The 16,934-nt window shown below is 58.8% G+C and carries 14 protein-coding genes; 9 read left to right on the top strand and 5 right to left on the bottom strand.

What is annotated here, in order from left to right; translation table 11 throughout:
• The first annotated feature begins 164 nt into the window (after positions 1 to 164).
• The 7 genes from V5N12_RS05480 to V5N12_RS05450 are packed head-to-tail and all read left to right on the top strand — an operon-like array spanning position 165 to position 7,034.
• Positions 165 to 2,387, top strand: coding sequence for a type II/IV secretion system ATPase subunit (locus V5N12_RS05480; RefSeq protein WP_332898144.1), 2,223 nt, complete (start codon positions 165 to 167; stop codon positions 2,385 to 2,387).
• The gene (locus V5N12_RS05475; protein ID WP_332898143.1) at positions 2,371 to 4,287 is read left to right on the top strand and encodes a type II secretion system F family protein; all 1,917 of its coding nucleotides are present in this window, start codon (positions 2,371 to 2,373) and stop codon (positions 4,285 to 4,287) included. Before V5N12_RS05480 ends, V5N12_RS05475 begins: the two co-directional genes overlap by 17 nt.
• Entirely contained in the window at positions 4,284 to 5,009 is a 726-nt protein-coding gene (locus V5N12_RS05470) for a DUF7289 family protein (protein WP_332898142.1), read from the top strand. The genes V5N12_RS05475 and V5N12_RS05470 overlap by 4 nt, the downstream gene beginning before the upstream one ends.
• Positions 5,002 to 5,451 (top strand): DUF7266 family protein, encoded by a 450-nt coding sequence (locus tag V5N12_RS05465; protein WP_332898141.1) that lies wholly within the window; start codon positions 5,002 to 5,004, stop codon positions 5,449 to 5,451. Before V5N12_RS05470 ends, V5N12_RS05465 begins: the two co-directional genes overlap by 8 nt.
• Positions 5,448 to 6,125, top strand: coding sequence for a DUF7263 family protein (locus tag V5N12_RS05460; protein WP_332898140.1), 678 nt, complete (start codon positions 5,448 to 5,450; stop codon positions 6,123 to 6,125). Before V5N12_RS05465 ends, V5N12_RS05460 begins: the two co-directional genes overlap by 4 nt.
• Positions 6,118 to 6,531, top strand: a complete 414-nt coding sequence (locus tag V5N12_RS05455; RefSeq protein WP_332898139.1) for a DUF7262 family protein — start codon at positions 6,118 to 6,120, stop codon at positions 6,529 to 6,531. The genes V5N12_RS05460 and V5N12_RS05455 overlap by 8 nt, the downstream gene beginning before the upstream one ends.
• Positions 6,528 to 7,034, top strand: a complete 507-nt coding sequence (locus V5N12_RS05450; protein ID WP_332898138.1) for a DUF7261 family protein — start codon at positions 6,528 to 6,530, stop codon at positions 7,032 to 7,034. Before V5N12_RS05455 ends, V5N12_RS05450 begins: the two co-directional genes overlap by 4 nt.
• A 72-nt stretch (positions 7,035 to 7,106) precedes the next feature.
• On the opposite strand, the gene V5N12_RS05445 is transcribed toward V5N12_RS05450, so the two are convergent.
• Positions 7,107 to 7,664: a sensor histidine kinase gene (locus V5N12_RS05445; RefSeq protein WP_332898137.1), complete on the bottom strand. Its 558-nt coding sequence runs from the start codon at positions 7,662 to 7,664 to the stop codon at positions 7,107 to 7,109.
• Between the two features lie 152 nt (positions 7,665 to 7,816).
• Between V5N12_RS05445 and V5N12_RS05440 the strand changes: the two genes are divergently transcribed.
• Entirely contained in the window at positions 7,817 to 9,283 is a 1,467-nt protein-coding gene (locus V5N12_RS05440) for a sensor histidine kinase (protein ID WP_332898136.1), read from the top strand.
• A gap of 236 nt (positions 9,284 to 9,519) precedes the next feature.
• On the opposite strand, the gene V5N12_RS05435 is transcribed toward V5N12_RS05440, so the two are convergent.
• From V5N12_RS05435 to V5N12_RS05420, 4 genes are all read right to left on the bottom strand, one after another.
• Positions 9,520 to 10,698 carry an inorganic phosphate transporter gene (locus tag V5N12_RS05435; protein ID WP_332898135.1) on the bottom strand — a complete coding sequence of 393 codons (1,179 nt, stop codon included), beginning with the start codon at positions 10,696 to 10,698 and terminating at the stop codon, positions 9,520 to 9,522.
• Positions 10,695 to 11,543, bottom strand: coding sequence for a hypothetical protein (locus tag V5N12_RS05430; protein ID WP_332898134.1), 849 nt, complete (start codon positions 11,541 to 11,543; stop codon positions 10,695 to 10,697). The genes V5N12_RS05435 and V5N12_RS05430 overlap by 4 nt, the downstream gene beginning before the upstream one ends.
• Positions 11,544 to 11,998: 455 nt before the next feature.
• Positions 11,999 to 13,555, bottom strand: coding sequence for a right-handed parallel beta-helix repeat-containing protein (locus tag V5N12_RS05425; RefSeq protein WP_332898133.1), 1,557 nt, complete (start codon positions 13,553 to 13,555; stop codon positions 11,999 to 12,001).
• A gap of 682 nt (positions 13,556 to 14,237) precedes the next feature.
• A complete protein-coding gene (locus V5N12_RS05420) occupies positions 14,238 to 14,510 on the bottom strand; it encodes a DUF2614 family zinc ribbon-containing protein (RefSeq protein ID WP_332898132.1) in 273 nt (90 codons plus the stop codon).
• 277 nt (positions 14,511 to 14,787) lie between these two features.
• Here V5N12_RS05420 and V5N12_RS05415 point away from each other — a divergent pair, with 277 nt between their 5' ends.
• Positions 14,788 to 16,452, top strand: a complete 1,665-nt coding sequence (locus V5N12_RS05415; protein ID WP_332898131.1) for a multicopper oxidase family protein — start codon at positions 14,788 to 14,790, stop codon at positions 16,450 to 16,452.
• The last annotated feature ends 482 nt before the right edge of the window (positions 16,453 to 16,934 follow it).

Below are 16,934 nucleotides of genomic sequence, written 5' to 3'. Positions count from 1 at the left end.
CGGCCACTGTCTCGGGCCGTCCTCTTTTCTGTGCATCTGACTACGAACAAGCCAACTTTCCGTGAGCAAGGGCGTTACCTCCGTCTCGTCACCCACTCAGACCCGCCAATTTATTTATCTAAATTTGCGAAAATTTAAGTTACAAACATATTCTATTTCAGAACATGTCTGTAGACGCAGAATGTTCGCCTGCGGATCTCTTTTCAGTGCCACCGCCGTGTCCGCCGGACGATTCCGATGCATGGTATGCGCCTAAAACCAGAGCACAGTACACCCTTTCTGACGATGTTGTTGCGACAATTACGGAGCAACGGGACGGATTTCACTACTCGATTCGAGAGCCGGTTTTGTCAGCAACTGAGCTGATTGCGTTCGAGACGATTCAGGACTACTTCGAGGGGGCACGTCTCAAACGACCACTCACCCGAGAAGGGGCGCGCGAACGGCTTGCGGCGGGATTCGAGCCGAAGTACGAGCGAGCCATCGACCGGCTGACCGACCTCTCTCCTGCGGGTCGGCGTCGGGTGAGCTACCACGCGCTGTGTCAGGTGCGGTGTCTTTCTGATCTCACCGCCTTCGCACTCGACGAACACATCGAAGTCGCGGATGCGGCTGACGACGGGCTGCTCGTTCACACGACAGATTTCGCACCGGCGACGACCGACCTGCCACCGAATCCCGACTACCTCTCGCGGTTTGCGAGCGAGCGCCTTGGCCAGCACACTGTCACATTTCACGACTTCGAGGTGCCCGTCGTCATTTACAAAGAGCACGTCCTCGGGAACGACCCCTTTACCACGAAGTACGCGGTAATCGAACCCGACCTGCTCCCGGGTGATGAGCAACTCATCGACGAGTGTAAAGAGCGCATCTGGGAAGCGAACGTCGATGGTGTGGTCGAAGATCGCGTCGGATTCGTTTCCGACCGGGCGCGAACCTTTCTCTCGCGTCGGCTGACAGCGCGAAACACCCGTGCGTGGCTCGATGCGACGCGCTATCGGATGCAGTCTGCGCTTGCAGAGTATGGGTTTGCGGTGCCACCCGTCGATGAGCGCTACGCCGCAGACCGGCTCTCTGACCTCGTCTACTACGTTATGCGCGATTACGTCGGCTACGGAAAACTAACCATCCCCATCCGCGACCCGATGCTCGAAGACATCGAAGCCAATCGCGTTGGCGAGCGCATCAAGGTGGTTCCCCGCGGGCTTGGCGACCACACCGGGCGAATGCCTGCAAATCTCACGTTCACCTCAGAACGGAGTTTCGTGAACGTAGTTACACAATTAGCTGCAGCAGACGGAACCGAACTCAACGCCAGCACGCCGAGTGCGAAGGTGAACCTACAGCCAGCGGGCCTTGACGACGAGACGATTCGCTGTGCAGTCGCACTCCCGACCATCTCCGAGGACGGTCCACACATCTCGATTCGAAAACAGGCACCAGACACGCTCACGCCCGTTGATCTCGTCTCCGGCAACAGCCTCTCGACCGAACTCGTCACCCTCCTCTGGATGCTGTACGAACATCGCGGCGTCGTACTCTTTTCGGGGCCAACCGGGGTGGGGAAGACGACGCTGATGAACGCGCACATGCCGTTCATCCCGTACCGCGACCGCCCAATCAGCATCGACGAAGGGTCACGTGAGGTGCATCTGCCCCACGAAACGGGCGTCTCGCTCACCACGCGCGACCACGAAAACGAGTTCAAGCGCGTGACGATGGCCGACCTCATGACCGAGTGCAACTACTTGAACCCGGACGTAGAGGTCATCGCAGAAATCAACACACCCGCGAGTTTCAAAACCTTCGCCGAGTCGATGAACACCGGCCACGGCCTGCTCGGGACGCTCCACGCAGAGGACGTCCACAAGCTCGTAAACCGCATCATTGAACGCGGAATTCCGGCGTACTTGCTCCAAGAAATCGACCTCGTCGTGTTCCCGCGAAACGTTGACGGGGAGCGCTACGTCTCGTCGGTCATCGAGTTTGTCGATGTGGAAACGTACGCTACGCTCGACCACGACCGGTGTGGCACAATCGAAAAGGATGGCACGACCATCTACTGGAACACCGTCGCGTGGCGCGACCACAACGGCGAGTTTGGGTTTAACTACACCCACCCACAGTTGGGTGACGACACGCGCGACATTGCACTGGATGCGTTCGCTTCCCTTGCCGAACGCACCGACCGTCCCGTGCGTGCGGTCGAAGACGAGTTCCACCGTAAACACCGCTACGTCAAGTATCTCGTCCAAGAGAACCTGACCGACATGGACGAGTTGTTCTCGTTCCTCGCAAACCTTCGGACGAACGAGGCCGCGACCGTAGAACGGGTCGTCCGTCGCCAACAACCACAGGAGGTGCACATCGATGGCGGTCGCGACTGATGAACCGCGTGGACGGTCGCTCTCGGTGTTCGACCGCGGGCTGTACGCCCTGTTTTCCCGACACGCAGACCACGCCCGACACGAGCGCGACCGAAAACGCTACCGCGGAACCGACCTCCGGACGAGCTTCGACGTGTACCTCGCCCGTGTGTACGGCCTGTCGTGGGTCGTGTTTGGCGCGCTCGTACTCTGGGCAAGCGTCGTGTTGCTCACGGTTCCTGACTCGCTGCTCACCAGTATCGGGAGCTTCGTCCACCAGGGCCTTCCGGTACTCAATCGCGTTACTGTGCCAGCGATTCCGCGCCAGTACATCGCCCTCGGCGTTGGGCTGCTCGTTGGTGGACTTGGGAAACGGTCGACTGTGGTTCTTGGCGGGCTCTACCTCCACTGGGCAGCGAGTGCTCGCAGGACGAACATCGAACAGACGCTTCCGGGCGCGGTCAGATATCTGCGCGCCCTCTCCTCGGGAAGCGATGGCGGACGGATGATGCTCCACAAAGTGGCCAATCAAGACGCCTACGGCGAAACCTCGGTCGCGTTCCGGAAGGCGCTGAACAAGGCGTCGCTCACCGGCAGTCTCGACGAGGGACTGGCGATGGTTGCGCGAGACACGCCCTCGCGTGACCTGCTCTCGCCGTTCTTGGTCAAATTCCGCGAACACGCAGCACAGGGGACGGATGCCCTCCAAGGCTATCTTCGCTTGGAGAGTCGGATGCTCTCACACCGACAGGCGCGGGCGCGTGAGCGTGCGAGTGGCTTTCTCGAACTCCTCGCAGAGATGTTCATCGTTCTGCTCGTCATCCCTGCGCTGTTCGTCATCATCCTCACCGTGATGAGCGTGCTTGCACCAGGATTCTCACAGCCAATGAACACACCACTCGGGCCGGTGTCACCGCGTGCGTTGTTCATCTACGGAAGTGCGGCCTTCGTCCTCGTCGTGGGCGCAGGGGCCGCCGTGTTAGTGGACAGCATCCGTCCACCCGGCCAATCGACGACGTACGACCGCCCCACAACCGTTCTTTCCCTTTTCAAAACAGCGACGAGCAATCCGACAAGTGCGGCGCTCGTCTGGCTGCCTGTCGCACTCGCGGTCACCGGTGGCCTCTGGTCGCTCGGCTACGCGCCAGAAAACGTCGTCCTCCTCGGATACGTCGCCTACAGCCTCCCGGTCGGTGGTGTGGCGTTTCGAAGAGCCCGGCTGGACGACGCCAAAGACCGAGAGATTAAGGACTTCATCCACGCCGTATCCGGTCACGTCGGGCTTGGCAGACCGTTTCCAAAAGCAATCGACCGCGTGAGCAGAGACTTAGACCTCGGCGCACTGCAAGCCGACGTAGAAGACCTCGCGTTCAACATCAACCTCACTACCCGTGGAATGAGTGCGGCAGAAGAATCACAGGAAGGCGACCTGCAACGAGCGGCCCTCGACCGATTCGTTGAGCGAGTGGGCACGCCGCTTGCAGACCAGACTATCGGCCTCGTCGCGGGCGCGCTCGGCGTTGGCAGCGACACCGAAGACGTCTTCGAGACGTTGCAGACAGAGATTGGTCGACTCTACAGTGAGAAACTCGCGCTCCGCTCAGCACTCATGGTTTATGTCGCAGTTGGCTGGACGACGGCGCTCCTCGTCATCGGTATCATGGTCGCGGTGAACGGCTACGTCCTCGATGGCTTCGCCCAGTTGTCCTCTGTTTCCGGAACTCATGGTATCGCACTCGACCCGAACGCGGTGCAACCGGCGCGCGACCGCCGTCGCTTTTACATCGTGACGCAGGCGACGATGCTCGCCTCCGGCTGGTTCGCGGGCACCGCCAACCGAGATTTCTACGATGCGCTGTTGCAGTCGGGCGCACTCGTCGCAATATGTTATTTCGTGTTCGCAGGAGCGCAGATGATATGAGCCGCGACGATCGCGGACAATCGGCCGTCGTCGGCGTTGCGCTCTTACTCGGCATCACCGTCGTCTCACTCGGAATCCTCACGGCGAGCATCGGTGCGGTCATCGACGGCAACGCCGCACACGCCGACGCAACCCGCGTCGCAGCCGAGATGGATGATTCGCTTCGGCCGATAGAGACCACTGGGGCACATCGTGGCCACCTGTCGTTCAGCGACGGGACGCTCGGGCCAGCGGCCAGAGAGTTGCGCGTACTGAACGAATCGGGCGTCATCGCGCAGGTTCCCGTCGATGCGCTCGTCTTCGAAACGGAGGAAAAGCAGGTCACGTTCCTCGCTGGAGCCATCGTTCAAGGCAATCCGGGGAACGCGAATCTCTACCGGCCGCCGCCACTCACGGCGTCTGAAAACGGGGGTGTGCTCGTTGTGGGCGCGCCGACATTGAACGGGTCTGCCCGCTCGATTGGTGCGAGCGGTGGGGCGCGTGTCACCGTCGAAACGACCGTTTCACACAATCGAACCGCGCTCGGAAACGGAACCTACCGCGTCGCAATTGAGACGGCCACGCCTGGCGCATGGGAGCGGTATTTCACCGAACAGAACGCAACTGTGTCACGAACCGATTTCGACGGCGATGGTACGGAGAGCGTCGTCGCAACGTTCCCGGGTCGAAGAACCGCCTATCTCATCGTCCACGATATGCGCCTTGAGGTGGACGATGGATAACCGAGCGGTGACGCCCGTCGTGGGCAAGGTGTTCGAAGTCGGATTGGTGGCGCTCTACATTGGCTTGCTTACGACCACGCTCTATGCTGGCGCCGTGCCCGACTATCGAACCGCGGCCGGACAAGAGGTGGGCGAGCGCGTCCTCGCAAGCACGACCCAGCGCGTAGAGCAGTCGATTCCACCGGCTGCAACAACCGTGCATCATCGCCAGACCGTCTCGATTCCACAGACGATTCGCGGCGAACAGTACGAGATTCGAGCCGAAAACGAGTCACTCGTCTTGGTACATCCGAACGACGCAATCGGCGGACGCGCCCGGCTCGCACTGCCTGACCGCGTCGTGTCGGTCTCCGGTACGTGGCGAAGCACGGACGAGACGGCCATCGTCGCCGAAGACGCGTCCGGCGGCCTTCGTGTTCGATTGACGGAGGGAGAGCCATGACTCGGAGAGGGCAGGCGAATCTGCCCGCACTCGCCGTTGCACTCGTCGCGCTGACCGCGACTGCCGGACTCAGTTTCACGCTCGCAGACGGCGCGTTTGCCAGTGCAGACCGTGACGCCACCGAACGACGGCTCGCCGTCTCGCTCTCGGAGCGCCTCATAGACGATGACTCGATGCTCACGACCCGCGAGAACGTGGTGAATCGAACGAGCAGCGACGCACTGACACCCGAGTTGCTACACGAGGCATTCCCCGTGGCACAGGGCCACAATATACGAATCAAACTGGATGGCGAGACGATAGTCGAACGGGGCGATCCGACTGGTGGAACGACGATTCGACGGATTGTGCTTGTAGAGCAAACTCAGTCGGTGACCGTCACACCAGCGTTATCCCAGTCGAATCAGGTGACGCTCCCGCGTCGAACTGACGAGGTAACCCTCCAAGTGACGCCACCGCCTGCGGCGAACGTCACTGCAGTCCGGGTCAACGACCGGGTCGTACTCGCAAATGAGACTGGGTTGACTGGGACGATGACCGTCGCCACCTCTCGGTTCGAGACGACGACACTCCAGTTTGAAGCAACCCGTCAGCTCCCGCCGGGGAGCGTTACCGTGACCTCGTATCCAACCCAAACCACGAAGGCACAATTGGTGGTGACCGTCGATGCGTGAGCCCGCCCGCGGACAGTTGTCCCTGTCGGCGGTCGAAGCCGGTATCGGTGTGGTGCTCGTCCTCGCCGTCACGATGGGCTTTGCGCTCAACTTGCCCCAGCCAGCGGCGCGTGAGACACAACTTGACCTCTACGCAGAAGATGCAACGACCGTACTCGCGAGCGAATCCCCCCGCCATCAGGGCACCACTCGACTCGCAGAAATCGTGGCCTCGGCCCAGTCGTTCGACCGCGAGCGCAACGCGCTTGAACGGCGTGTCGACCGCATCCTTCCTGACAACTTGATGTATCGAGTGGATACGCCATACGGTGCGGTCGGATATCGGAAACCGGCAGGCGTGGCCGTCGGGGAAGCGACCGTGGCGACGGCAAACGGCGACGTTACGATGTGGGTGTGGTACGCATGAGGCGACGCGGGCAGATGGTGCTCGCCGCGGCGGCACTCCTCGCCGTCGCACTTGTCCCCGTCGTGTTCGCCTATCTCCAGCTCGGGTATCATCCCGATGTGGCGGCGAGCAACGACTACGACGCCCCGACCGAAAACGCAGAACACGTCCTTTCGCGAGCGGTTGCGACCGCAAGCGAGGACATTCCCCAACGCTACGACTGGGATTCGCGGGAAGCCGCGGTCGAAACCATCCACGGCCGACTCAGTCCTACCATCGACACGCTCGAAACTTCGCGGATAGAAAAAGGCACCGCCTACGAAATTTCGACGAATCAAACGGTCGCAGCGTCGTGGGCAGCGACGAACTGCCCGGGCGGTCCGAATCGCCAGTTCGGCTCGTGTGAAGCGACTCGTGGCGTGGTCGTCCAAGAGCGTGCGGGCGAGACGCACCTTGTGGCCGTCGCCTTCGACGTGACGGTGACGACGGCGCGTGGGGTGACCGACGTGACGATTGTGGTGTAGCAACTGAATAGAGAGGAGTCCAGTGTCGCCACCTTGGATTCGGAAATTGAACGAGGGAGAAGTGAGCTTCACCTACGCTCCGTCTATGGCTGGGGAGGTGAGAATTTCGAATCGAGCACCGCCGGTCTCGGAGTCCGTGACGCGAACCTGCCAGCCATGCGCTTCAGCGATCAATTTCACGATGGGAAGACCGAATCCAGTACCGGTTGTGGCTGTAGTGTACCCGTACTCAAAAATTTGCGCTCGCTCCTCTGCAGCAATGCCGTGGCCATCGTCTGCAACGTAAAACCCTCGTCCCCCATCGAGCAGGCCAACGGTGACCACTGTTTCCTCGCCGCCGTGTTCAATCGCGTTCCTGAACAGGTTTTCTAAGAGCGCACAGAGCCGTTCGAAATCGGCAAGAAGGTTGCCGAGTGCCCCATCGAGAACCAGTTCAGCCCTCTCGTGGGAAACCATCTGCCACGAATCACGAACCGCGACATCGAGCGAGATCATCGATGAGTCGTGAACGACTTCCCCCAGTCGTGCAAGGACGAGAACATCGGAGATGATCGCTTCAATGCGGTTGTGCGCACGTGCGGTCGCTTGGAGATGCGGGTTATCCTCTTCCTCCTCTAAGAGTATCTCCACTCGCCCTTTTGCAACAGAGAGGGTGACTGTGCTGCTTCCGAGAATTCCTGTCGAGTGACTGCTTCGGAACCCGAGATGAGTAGAGAATCTCTTCCCCGAACCAATTCAATTAGGCGGCCAAATTAATACAGTTTCAATGACAATCATGAACTATGACTCGTGAGTCGACCGAGCAATCGAATAACCAAATCGAGGGAGGCTCGGTCGTTGAATACGCACTCAACGCCACGGAAACCGTCGTGTGGGACTGGAACATCCCTGAGGATGAAATTGAGGTCTATCCACCGTCACAGGACATCTTTTCACCGGTTACGGAGGTCGAAGACTTCATGCGTCAAGTACATCCAGCAGACCAGCAAGCGGTTGTACAGGATTTCGAGCAGGCGATCCAAGGGACGGGCGCGTACAGCACGGAGTTTCGCTTAGCCCGTGACGCGGAGCGCTGGATTGCGGCTCAGGGAATCGTCGAATTCGATTCGAAGAATGAGCCACAGCGGTTGGCTGGGGTTGGCCAAGACGTTTCAGAACGAAAGCGTCGATACGAGGAATTCGAACGCCTCGGCGATTACATCGGTGAGACAGAGATTATCTTCGATATCGGTGGGTGGGAGCTGGAGCCCGAGACGGACGACCTTCGATGGACGGCGGGAACCAAACGGATACACGAGGTCGAGCCCGAGTACGAACCGGTGCTCGAGGAGGCTATCGAGTTCTACCATCCAGAAGATAGAGAACTCCTTGAAAAATCGGTACAGCGGTGTCTAGAGGATGGTGAACCGTACAGTATTGAAGTGCGGTTGATCACTGAAACAGGTCGTGAGCGCTGGGTGCATACCAAAGGGGAGATGAGACCTCGTGGGGGGAACGAAGTAGTGCGGGGTGTGATTCGGGATATCACCGACCAAAAAATCAAAAATCAACGCCTCATGGTGCTGAACCGCGTTCTCAGGCACAATATCAGAAATTCACTCGGTGTCATGATGGGCTATGCAGAGATGCTAAAAGACGACCTCAACGCGCTGGAACCACTCGAGAAACAGCTCACAGAGACGGCATCGTTCTCACTCGAAGACGCACAAGAATCGCTCGCAGAGATACACACGCATGCAGAACAGCTGCTCGAAATGTCGGAGGACGCCCGTCGAGTGAGTCGTACCCTGCAACGTGGCTCATCAACGGACTACGTGAAGGTGACTCCAATCGTGAACGACCTCGTCGCGACGTACAGAAAGCAGTATCCAGCGGCGTCGATTACCGTCGAGGCCACGGCAGATGGAGTGCGCGGTAACGAACGAGCACTCGAGATGGCGCTCAGAGAACTGCTCGAGAACGCGCTCGTGCATACGACTGATGAGACGTCACGGGTCGAGGTTCGTATCTCGGAGGCCCAGGACAACCGAATTTGTATCTGCATCGCAGACGATGGCCCCGGAATTCCGATGATGGAGCGAGAAGTGCTCAGACGAGGCGTCGAAGAACCGTTGTTGCACGGGCAAGGACTGGGGCTGTGGATGGTCAATTGGCTGGTGACCAAGCTGGGTGGCAGTGTCTCAATCAACGCGAACGACCCGACTGGATCTATCGTGAAGCTCACGCTGCCAGCTGCAGCCGGTGAGTAGCCCGTCAGCACACCACTTTTGAGTGTGTTCGAGGGTGGCCCGTATCGTTGCCCGCTATCTTCAGGTCGGCTCGGTGCCTTCGATACCGCGTGCGATAGCGCTGGTTCCAATCGTCACGGCCAGACTCTGGTTTTGATGCATAGAGATGGCCGCGTTTGCGTCTGAGCCGTTGCTTTGGCTGGCGTTGCCCCCGCACTGCGGTTCTCGCTTGATAGCTCGGGTAGGGTTTGGGCGGCTCAGAACCCGAATATCGGGACAAAGCGGAACATGAGATAGGAACCAACCGTCGCGATGGCCGGCACAACGTTCTGCATCAGGACGACTCGAGCTGTCGTCACCGGGTTGAACAGCGCCCCTGGGCGGGGGATGTCCTCGGGGCTCTCCGCGCCGATGGGGGGAAGCGTTTCGCCCTCCTCGTCGGCAGCCAGCGCGTCGACCGTGACAGGTGGCCCGCCGTCGCTGACGACTATCTCAGAGGCGGTCATCGGTCGGGTTGCCCGCCCCCAGCCCAACCCAACGATAGACATCGTTGCGATGATGACGAAGCTCGCGGGGATGCCGAGCGCCGAGAGGAAGACGACCAGCGTTGAGGAAACCGACGCGACAACGATGGCCGCAGTAAGGGGGAGTTCCGTGATGTCACTGCCCATCGTCTCTAAGGTTCGTCGAGCGATGGTGAACGCCCCGATGGTGACGGCGATACCACCGAAGATGATGGCCGGGTTCATCGCCAGTTCGCCACTGCCGACCAGCGGTGCGACGGCGTTGGCGATGTTCGAGGTTCCCGAGGAGAAGGCCATCAGACAGCCGATTGCGACGACGGTGAACGTCCCGCCCAGCTCTCGGCGGTTGGTCGTCCGGTGGACCCGCGGGATGGGGATACGGCCCGACCGGTCGATGTCGAACAGGGGCCCCGTGCTGCGCTCCATTGCGACCATCCCGTTCAGCCGGGCGTAGAAGTACCGACCGATGATCAACGAGACCCAAAACCCGATGATAGGGGAGACGACCCACCAGATGACGATCTGGCCCATCACGGCAAGATTCAACACGCCACCGGCCAGTCCGAGGCCGGCGATTGCACCCACCGCAGTCATCGAGGTCGATGCTGGCACGCCGAAGACGTTCCCGACCAACAGTGCAATCCCGATGAAAAAGAGAACCATGATGGAGGATTCGGGCGTGAAGATACCGGTATCGACGACCAGTTCAGTGCCGAGTTTCGCCACGACGTTCCGGCCGAGCGTCCACGCACCAATGAAGAAGAACACGCCCATCAGCCCCGCGGCAGCGGGCTTCGAGATGGCATCGGCACCGACCGCTGGCCCGAACGCCGGGCCCGTGGTCGACCCACCGATGTTGTAGGCGACGAACATCGAGACAAGAACACCAGTGACGAGGAGGACGCTAATCATCGGTCCTCTGTCTCGTCGTCCTCGGTTGTCTCGTCCTCTGCCTTCTTGGCCGCCAGTTGTTCTTCCAAGGTTTTCTCCACTGTTTCGCCGACCTTCTCGTCGACCTTCTCGTCGACCTTCTCGTCGACCTTCTCGTCGACCGTCTTCTCAACGGTTTCCCCAACCGTTTTCTCGACGGTTTCTCCAACGGTCTTCTCCACTGTCTCACCGACTGCCTTCTCGACGGTTTCCCCAACCGTCTTTTCGACCGTCTCACCAACCTTCTCGTCAACCGTCTTCTCCACCGTCTCTGCAACCGTTTTCTCCACTGTTTCGCCGACCTTCTCGTCGACCGTCTTCTCGACGGTCTCGCCAACCGTTTTCTCCACTGTTTCGCCGACCTTCTCGTCAACCGTCTTCTCAACGGTTTCTCCAACCGTTTTCTCTACGGTCTCACCGACTGCCTTCTCGACGGTTTCCCCAACGGTCTTTTCAACCGTTTCGCCAACCTTCTCGTCAACCGTCTTCTCGACGGTCTCGCCAACGGTCTTCTCTACGGTCTCGCCAACGGTCTTCTCTACGGTCTCGCCAACGGTCTTTTCGACCGTCTCGCCCACCTTTTCGTCAACCGTCTTCTCCACTGTCTCGTTGACCGTTTTCTCGACGGTCTCCTTTACGGCCGTCGTCATCCAGTTCGGGTCGAAACGAGCCATCTTCCAGACCACGTGGAGGACATAAGAGACCAGCACCCCGAACCCGAACGCGAGCCCGATGGAAGTTCCGGCGACGACGATCAACCCAACCGAAACCGCGATTAACAGCCCGTAGGTCAAGTCGACGATGGAGTCGACGCGGCTCGGGTTCACGACCAACCCTCTCCGACGGTCACCTGCCCCGGAAGAACGAACCGGGGCTCAATAGCTGTGAAAAAACACATATAGATTAACGACTCCGCTCGCCCAAGTAGCTTGGCAAAACTACCGTTGGCCAACAGGGCGTCAGAACCGGCGAGACATACCAGCACTCGGAACTACAATGTCCCTGCCTCGAAGCAAGCGTCCGGGAGCGTCCTCCATCTGTTGTATGGTGACGAATAGCCGAGATAACCGAAGCGGGAAATCGCAGGGGTGAGCGAACAGAGCCGTCTCAGTCCAGTTAGTTTCACAATCGGGTGCGAATCCCGGAGAAAGGGCTGACAATTGAGTTTTGCGGTGAGTGGGGAGCTGAGTGCGCGCTGCTCACACGGTCACCGTCGAAGCTACAGCCAGGAGAGGCGTAGCCACCTGAGAGCGAAACACAGCTCGGGCCGTCGCCTTCGACGTTAGCTCGTATCGTTGCCGTACATCTCAAGGCCCGCACAGCCATTGTCTTCGACACCGCGTTCGATGTCGCTGTTTCGAATCGTCACGTCCGAACTCTGATCGCTCAGTTGGATTGCCTCATAGCCATCTACCGACTGGGCGTTCAGGTTCTCAATGAGGAGGTCGGACCCCTTCACGACGAACGGGTAGGCAGCGGTCGTCTGCTGACCACCAGAGACGCGCGAGCCAACGCCGTCCAGCCACATCGCCTTCCGGCCGCGATCGCCCGTCTGATTGTAGTTGACGTTATGGAATACACAGTTGTTTCGGGTACTGCGAATCGCAGTCGGCCACACGTACCCTTCTGCGTCGCCAGTGATATCCAGGTGCTTGCAGATGACCGCGCCTGCGTCCGAACCGTTGATTTGGATGGCGTTGCCGCCGCGCTGAATCTCGATATCAGAGCGGGTGATTTTCGTCGAACCAGCATTGGATTGGACAACGATGCCGTGATTGACTTCGTCACCAACGTGCACGTCAAGACGGCTCAACCATGCGCTCTCGACGTCGTCCATGACGGTGAGCGCGTGGCCGTTCGGCTTCTCCAGTCGAATCGTGGTGTCGTCCACCCGTAGGTCAGACCCTCCATCGAGGCGGATGCCGCGCTGGTTCTGGTTTTCGTCGTGTTGCTGGTCAACGACGACCTCTGCACCGGTGATGAGACAGTCGTGACCACTCATTCGAATGCTCGCAGCCTCACTGTTTGCGAAGCGGCCGCCGTTTACGATGACGCGGCCTTCTGAAGGCGTGTAGAGCCCGTTGTCCGGCCAATCGGTGAGTTCGCAATCCTTGAACTCAAGTTGTCCTACGTGACTTTTCGAGGTCATCAGCCCAGATGGGCCGCGCCAGATGTCGCCCGGTGCGTTCTCGGAGAACGCGCCACCGTCGTTCGCGCGAAAACGCTTGACCATCCCTTTTCCGTCTGCTGAGAGGATATTGAATAGTCCTGGGCCGAACGTTCCACTGTCGTGGCGGCCGACGACCGTGATGTCATCGACAAACAGTCCATCCGTGACTTCTGCTTCGATGACGCGGATGCCCGTATCGTCGGCCCGAAGGTCGACCGCGAACCCTTGGACGCGCAGGTCGACGCCGGGGTCGTAGTCAACACCGAGTCTGAAGAGCCGATACTGTGGCCCGTCGAAGTTGTGGTAGTTTGCGGGGACGAGCGTGGCGTCGTCGCCAACCATCCCAAAGTTTTCGAAGCCCGTAAACCGGAACTGTGAGTCCATGAAGTACCGGCCCGGTGGGAACTTGAGTAGCGTGTCGTCTGCTGCATACTGCTCTAAAATCGGCGTGATGGACTCGTCGCCGGAGTTGTCCGCACCGGCGTCGTCGACGATGTCGATGATGCGGTCGTACCGGTCTTCGACGTGCGATGCAGCCGCTGTGCCTGACGTGAGGAGCGACGCGCCCGCCGCGGTTGCCCCAAGTGCACCCAGAAAAGACCGTCGTCCGAGTTTGGAGGAGGTGTTTGAGTTGTGGTTCGAGTCTGTCGAGGGAGTCGTGTCGCGCATTGTTATCTTAGCCCGTAGGGTCGCTGCTTTCGAACTGCGAGTCTGCGGAGATGATGGACAGCCATTGGCCCCGTAACATCAGCCAACAGCACAATACAACTTTTCTGATAGTAGGTTCCGTGTGAGATACCGACCACACAGACACAACCCCCGACACCACAAAGCACTTATGGAGTGGATTTTTCGCCAAATATGGACGCTTCAACTGGCGGCTTTTCTGATAATTCGACCCCTAAGCGAAATAGTAAGGAAAAATGTAGTTTGTGAGGTGGTAAAAATATATGATAATTCTAGTAGAGGTGCCTCGTTCGAGTGAAATCCCGTTGTATGATGGGGGTTCTGGTCATTTCACTCGATTCGGAGGGTTGCCAGCATCTCTCCTCAGCGAAGCAGTTTGGCTGGCGAAACTGTTGACTGATTCACATGTGTCACTTCCAGCGGACGTTGCCCTGCAAACTACGTCGAGCCACGAGTTCCACGCATCTCTGATTCGGCCTGCACTTGGAGAGTTGGGTAGCGAAATCGGGGGTTAGCAAGACCAGCGTGCCACCATTTATCAATTCAATACCATTTTGTGCTGGGACAATTCGCGCGGATGGACGCAGCCCACTCGCCAGTTCGAGACGTTTGACGTGACGGTAGTGAGGGTAACCGCGAGTCTCGGTTGTGGGAGAACAGTCGCCTAGGCTTGTGCGAGGGGGTCGCCGCAGTACGAACACGTATCCACAGTATGGGTGGTTCGAGCGCCACAGCCGGGACAGTTCACCTTCGTCGATGGTGGGGAGCGGTGGTGCCGTTCCAGCAACCCACTCCACTTTGCGAGGACGTACACGCCGAAAAGGAGGAACGCAGCAGTGAGCCACCCCAGTGGGCCAATGAGAATGAGGAATCCGAGGAAGACGAGCAACACGACACCGAGTGCTGCAAAAATCGCGTATTCAGTTGTGCTTGTCATTGTGTTACTTAATTGAAGTTATTACAAAAAGGGGGTGGTTTGGTCGTGTGTCTATTCGACGGTCAAAGCATTCCAAGGCTGAGCTACCGTTTGTAGAGGTAAGAGCCCAGATAGACCGGGGTAAACCCGGTCTCTGAAATGGTCATGAACCAACGTTGACGCAGGGTTCGGTACTACGTCAACACTTCCAGTGGAGGGCGGCGAAGCTCAAATCGTGTGATTCTAGAGTTGGGCCAGAAACAGTAATAAGGCAACAATCGAAGCCCGACCCTGAAGGATGTCCTCCGACCCCACTCGACGAACCGTGTTGAAGGCGGCAGGAAGTGCCCTCACACTCCCCGCGCTGTTCGCTGGAACGAGCGCAGCTACCACCGCAGGCACGTCACCAGAACTCGAAAAGTACGTCCAACCGCTACCGATTCCGACTGAACGAACGCCCGATGGACGACGAAATGGAGCGAAATACTACGAGATCCCGATCGTGGAGTTTACGGAGCGGCTGCACCCCGACCTCCCGAAAACGACGCTGTGGGGATTTGACGGGCAATACCCCGGGCCGATTATCAACGCACGGCGAAACGAGCGGCTCAACATTCGGTTCGACAATAGTTCGCTCCCGGAAGCCCACCTCCTGTCTGTCGACGAGCGAATTGCGGGAACGAAGCCCGAGGATTATCCCGGCTTCGACGGTCTCGTTCCAGAGGTGCGAACGGTAACGCACGTACACGGCCTCAACGTCGAACCGGAGAGCGACGGTCAGGCGGACATGTGGACCTCGCCCGATGGAAGTACCGGACCTCGATTCGCCAAGCACGTCCACGAGTTTCCGAATCGGCAATCGAGGATGACGACGTCGTATCACGACCACACGCGAGGCATTAGTCGGTTGAACAACTATGCCGGCTTGGTCGGCTTCTACTTCATCACCAGTCAGGCAGAAGAGCGCCTCAACCTGCCGAGTGGCGAGTACGACGTTCCGCTCATGCTCCACGATCGGACGTTCAACGAAGACGGATCACTCTCCTATCCGGACTCGTTCGAACCGAACGTCGCTGGCGATACGGCCGTAATCAACGGTGCAGTGTGGCCGTATATGGAAGTCGAACCGCGTCGCTATCGCCTCCGATTCGTGAACACCTCGAACGGCCGGACGTACAACCTCCACCTCGAAAACGACGACGGCGCGGACGTCCCGACGATGCACCAGTTTGCCGCCGGTCACGGCTTCCTCGACCGGGTCGTCCCCATCGGGCCGGACGGTGACCTGCACTCGCTGTTGCTCGCTCCCTTCGAGCGCGGCGACGTTATCGTTGATTTCTCAGCACACGCAGGCGAGACGATCACACTCAGGAACGACGCCCCATTCCCGTTTACTGGCCTCGACGAACACGGTGACCACGATGGCCACATGGAATCGGGAACGCCCCTTCCCGAGTTGATGCAGATTCGAGTCGCAGAGTCAAACGGCAAGGTGGCAGACGAGAGTGCAGACCCGACCACACTCGACCTGCCAACGGTTCCGCGACCAAACGAGAAGGCTGCGCGAAAAACGCGCCACATGACGATGACCATGACCCAAGACGAGTTTGGTCGTCCGCTTCACTTGCTGAACAACCGACGATTCAACGACGAAACCACTATCAAACCACACCTTGGGACGACCGAGATCTGGAACGTCGAAAACAAGACCATGCACACCCACCCGCTCCATCTCCACCTGGTTCACTTCGATGTTCTCGGACGCGGGCCTGACGGAACGGACGAACCTGCGCCGAACGAACGAGTTGGCAAAGACGTCGTTCGAGTGAATCCCGGTGAGACGGTTCGAATCCTCGTGAAATTCGGGGATTTCGTCGGCCAATATCCGTGGCACTGTCACGTCCTCGAACACGAAGACCACGAGATGATGCGCCCCTTTGAGGTCGTGCGAAAATCTGAGTGAGCCAAAGTTGATTTCACGGAACGGACATTTTCGGGCGTCCGCCCACGATTTGCTCGTTGCGATATGGTAGCCCGTAGATGCAGGAATTTAGTTTCCACACGCGACAGAGTATAATAATACGTGTGAATATCACCCTATTACAATACCATCATTATCACGACAAGAACTATAACGTCCCGATTGGTTGCGTTCACTTATGGCAACTACACAACAGTCGAATGTCGAAACGTACCACTGTCCAGATTGTGACGGAGAAATCGTGTTAGACGACACCTCGTGGGGGTGTGGGCACGTATCCGGGCATCCGGCGGACTGAACATACCAGCGTCGAGTTTCACTTTTCTAGTAGTTATCAGCGGGAGTTACTCCACAACTGTACCGAGCACCACAATTGTCAGTAGGTTGAATGTGCGTACGTGTCGTCAGTGAGGTGAGCGGAGTTCGAATGGCCAAGAGAAACTCCATTCGGTCGAAAATTCCAG

It is taken from the genome of Haladaptatus sp. CMSO5, assembly GCF_036689885.1.
Lineage (GTDB): Archaea > Halobacteriota > Halobacteria > Halobacteriales > Halococcaceae > QDMS2.
The sequence above is the reverse complement of the archived record's forward strand: the minus strand, read 5'-3'. Positions and strand labels throughout refer to the sequence as shown.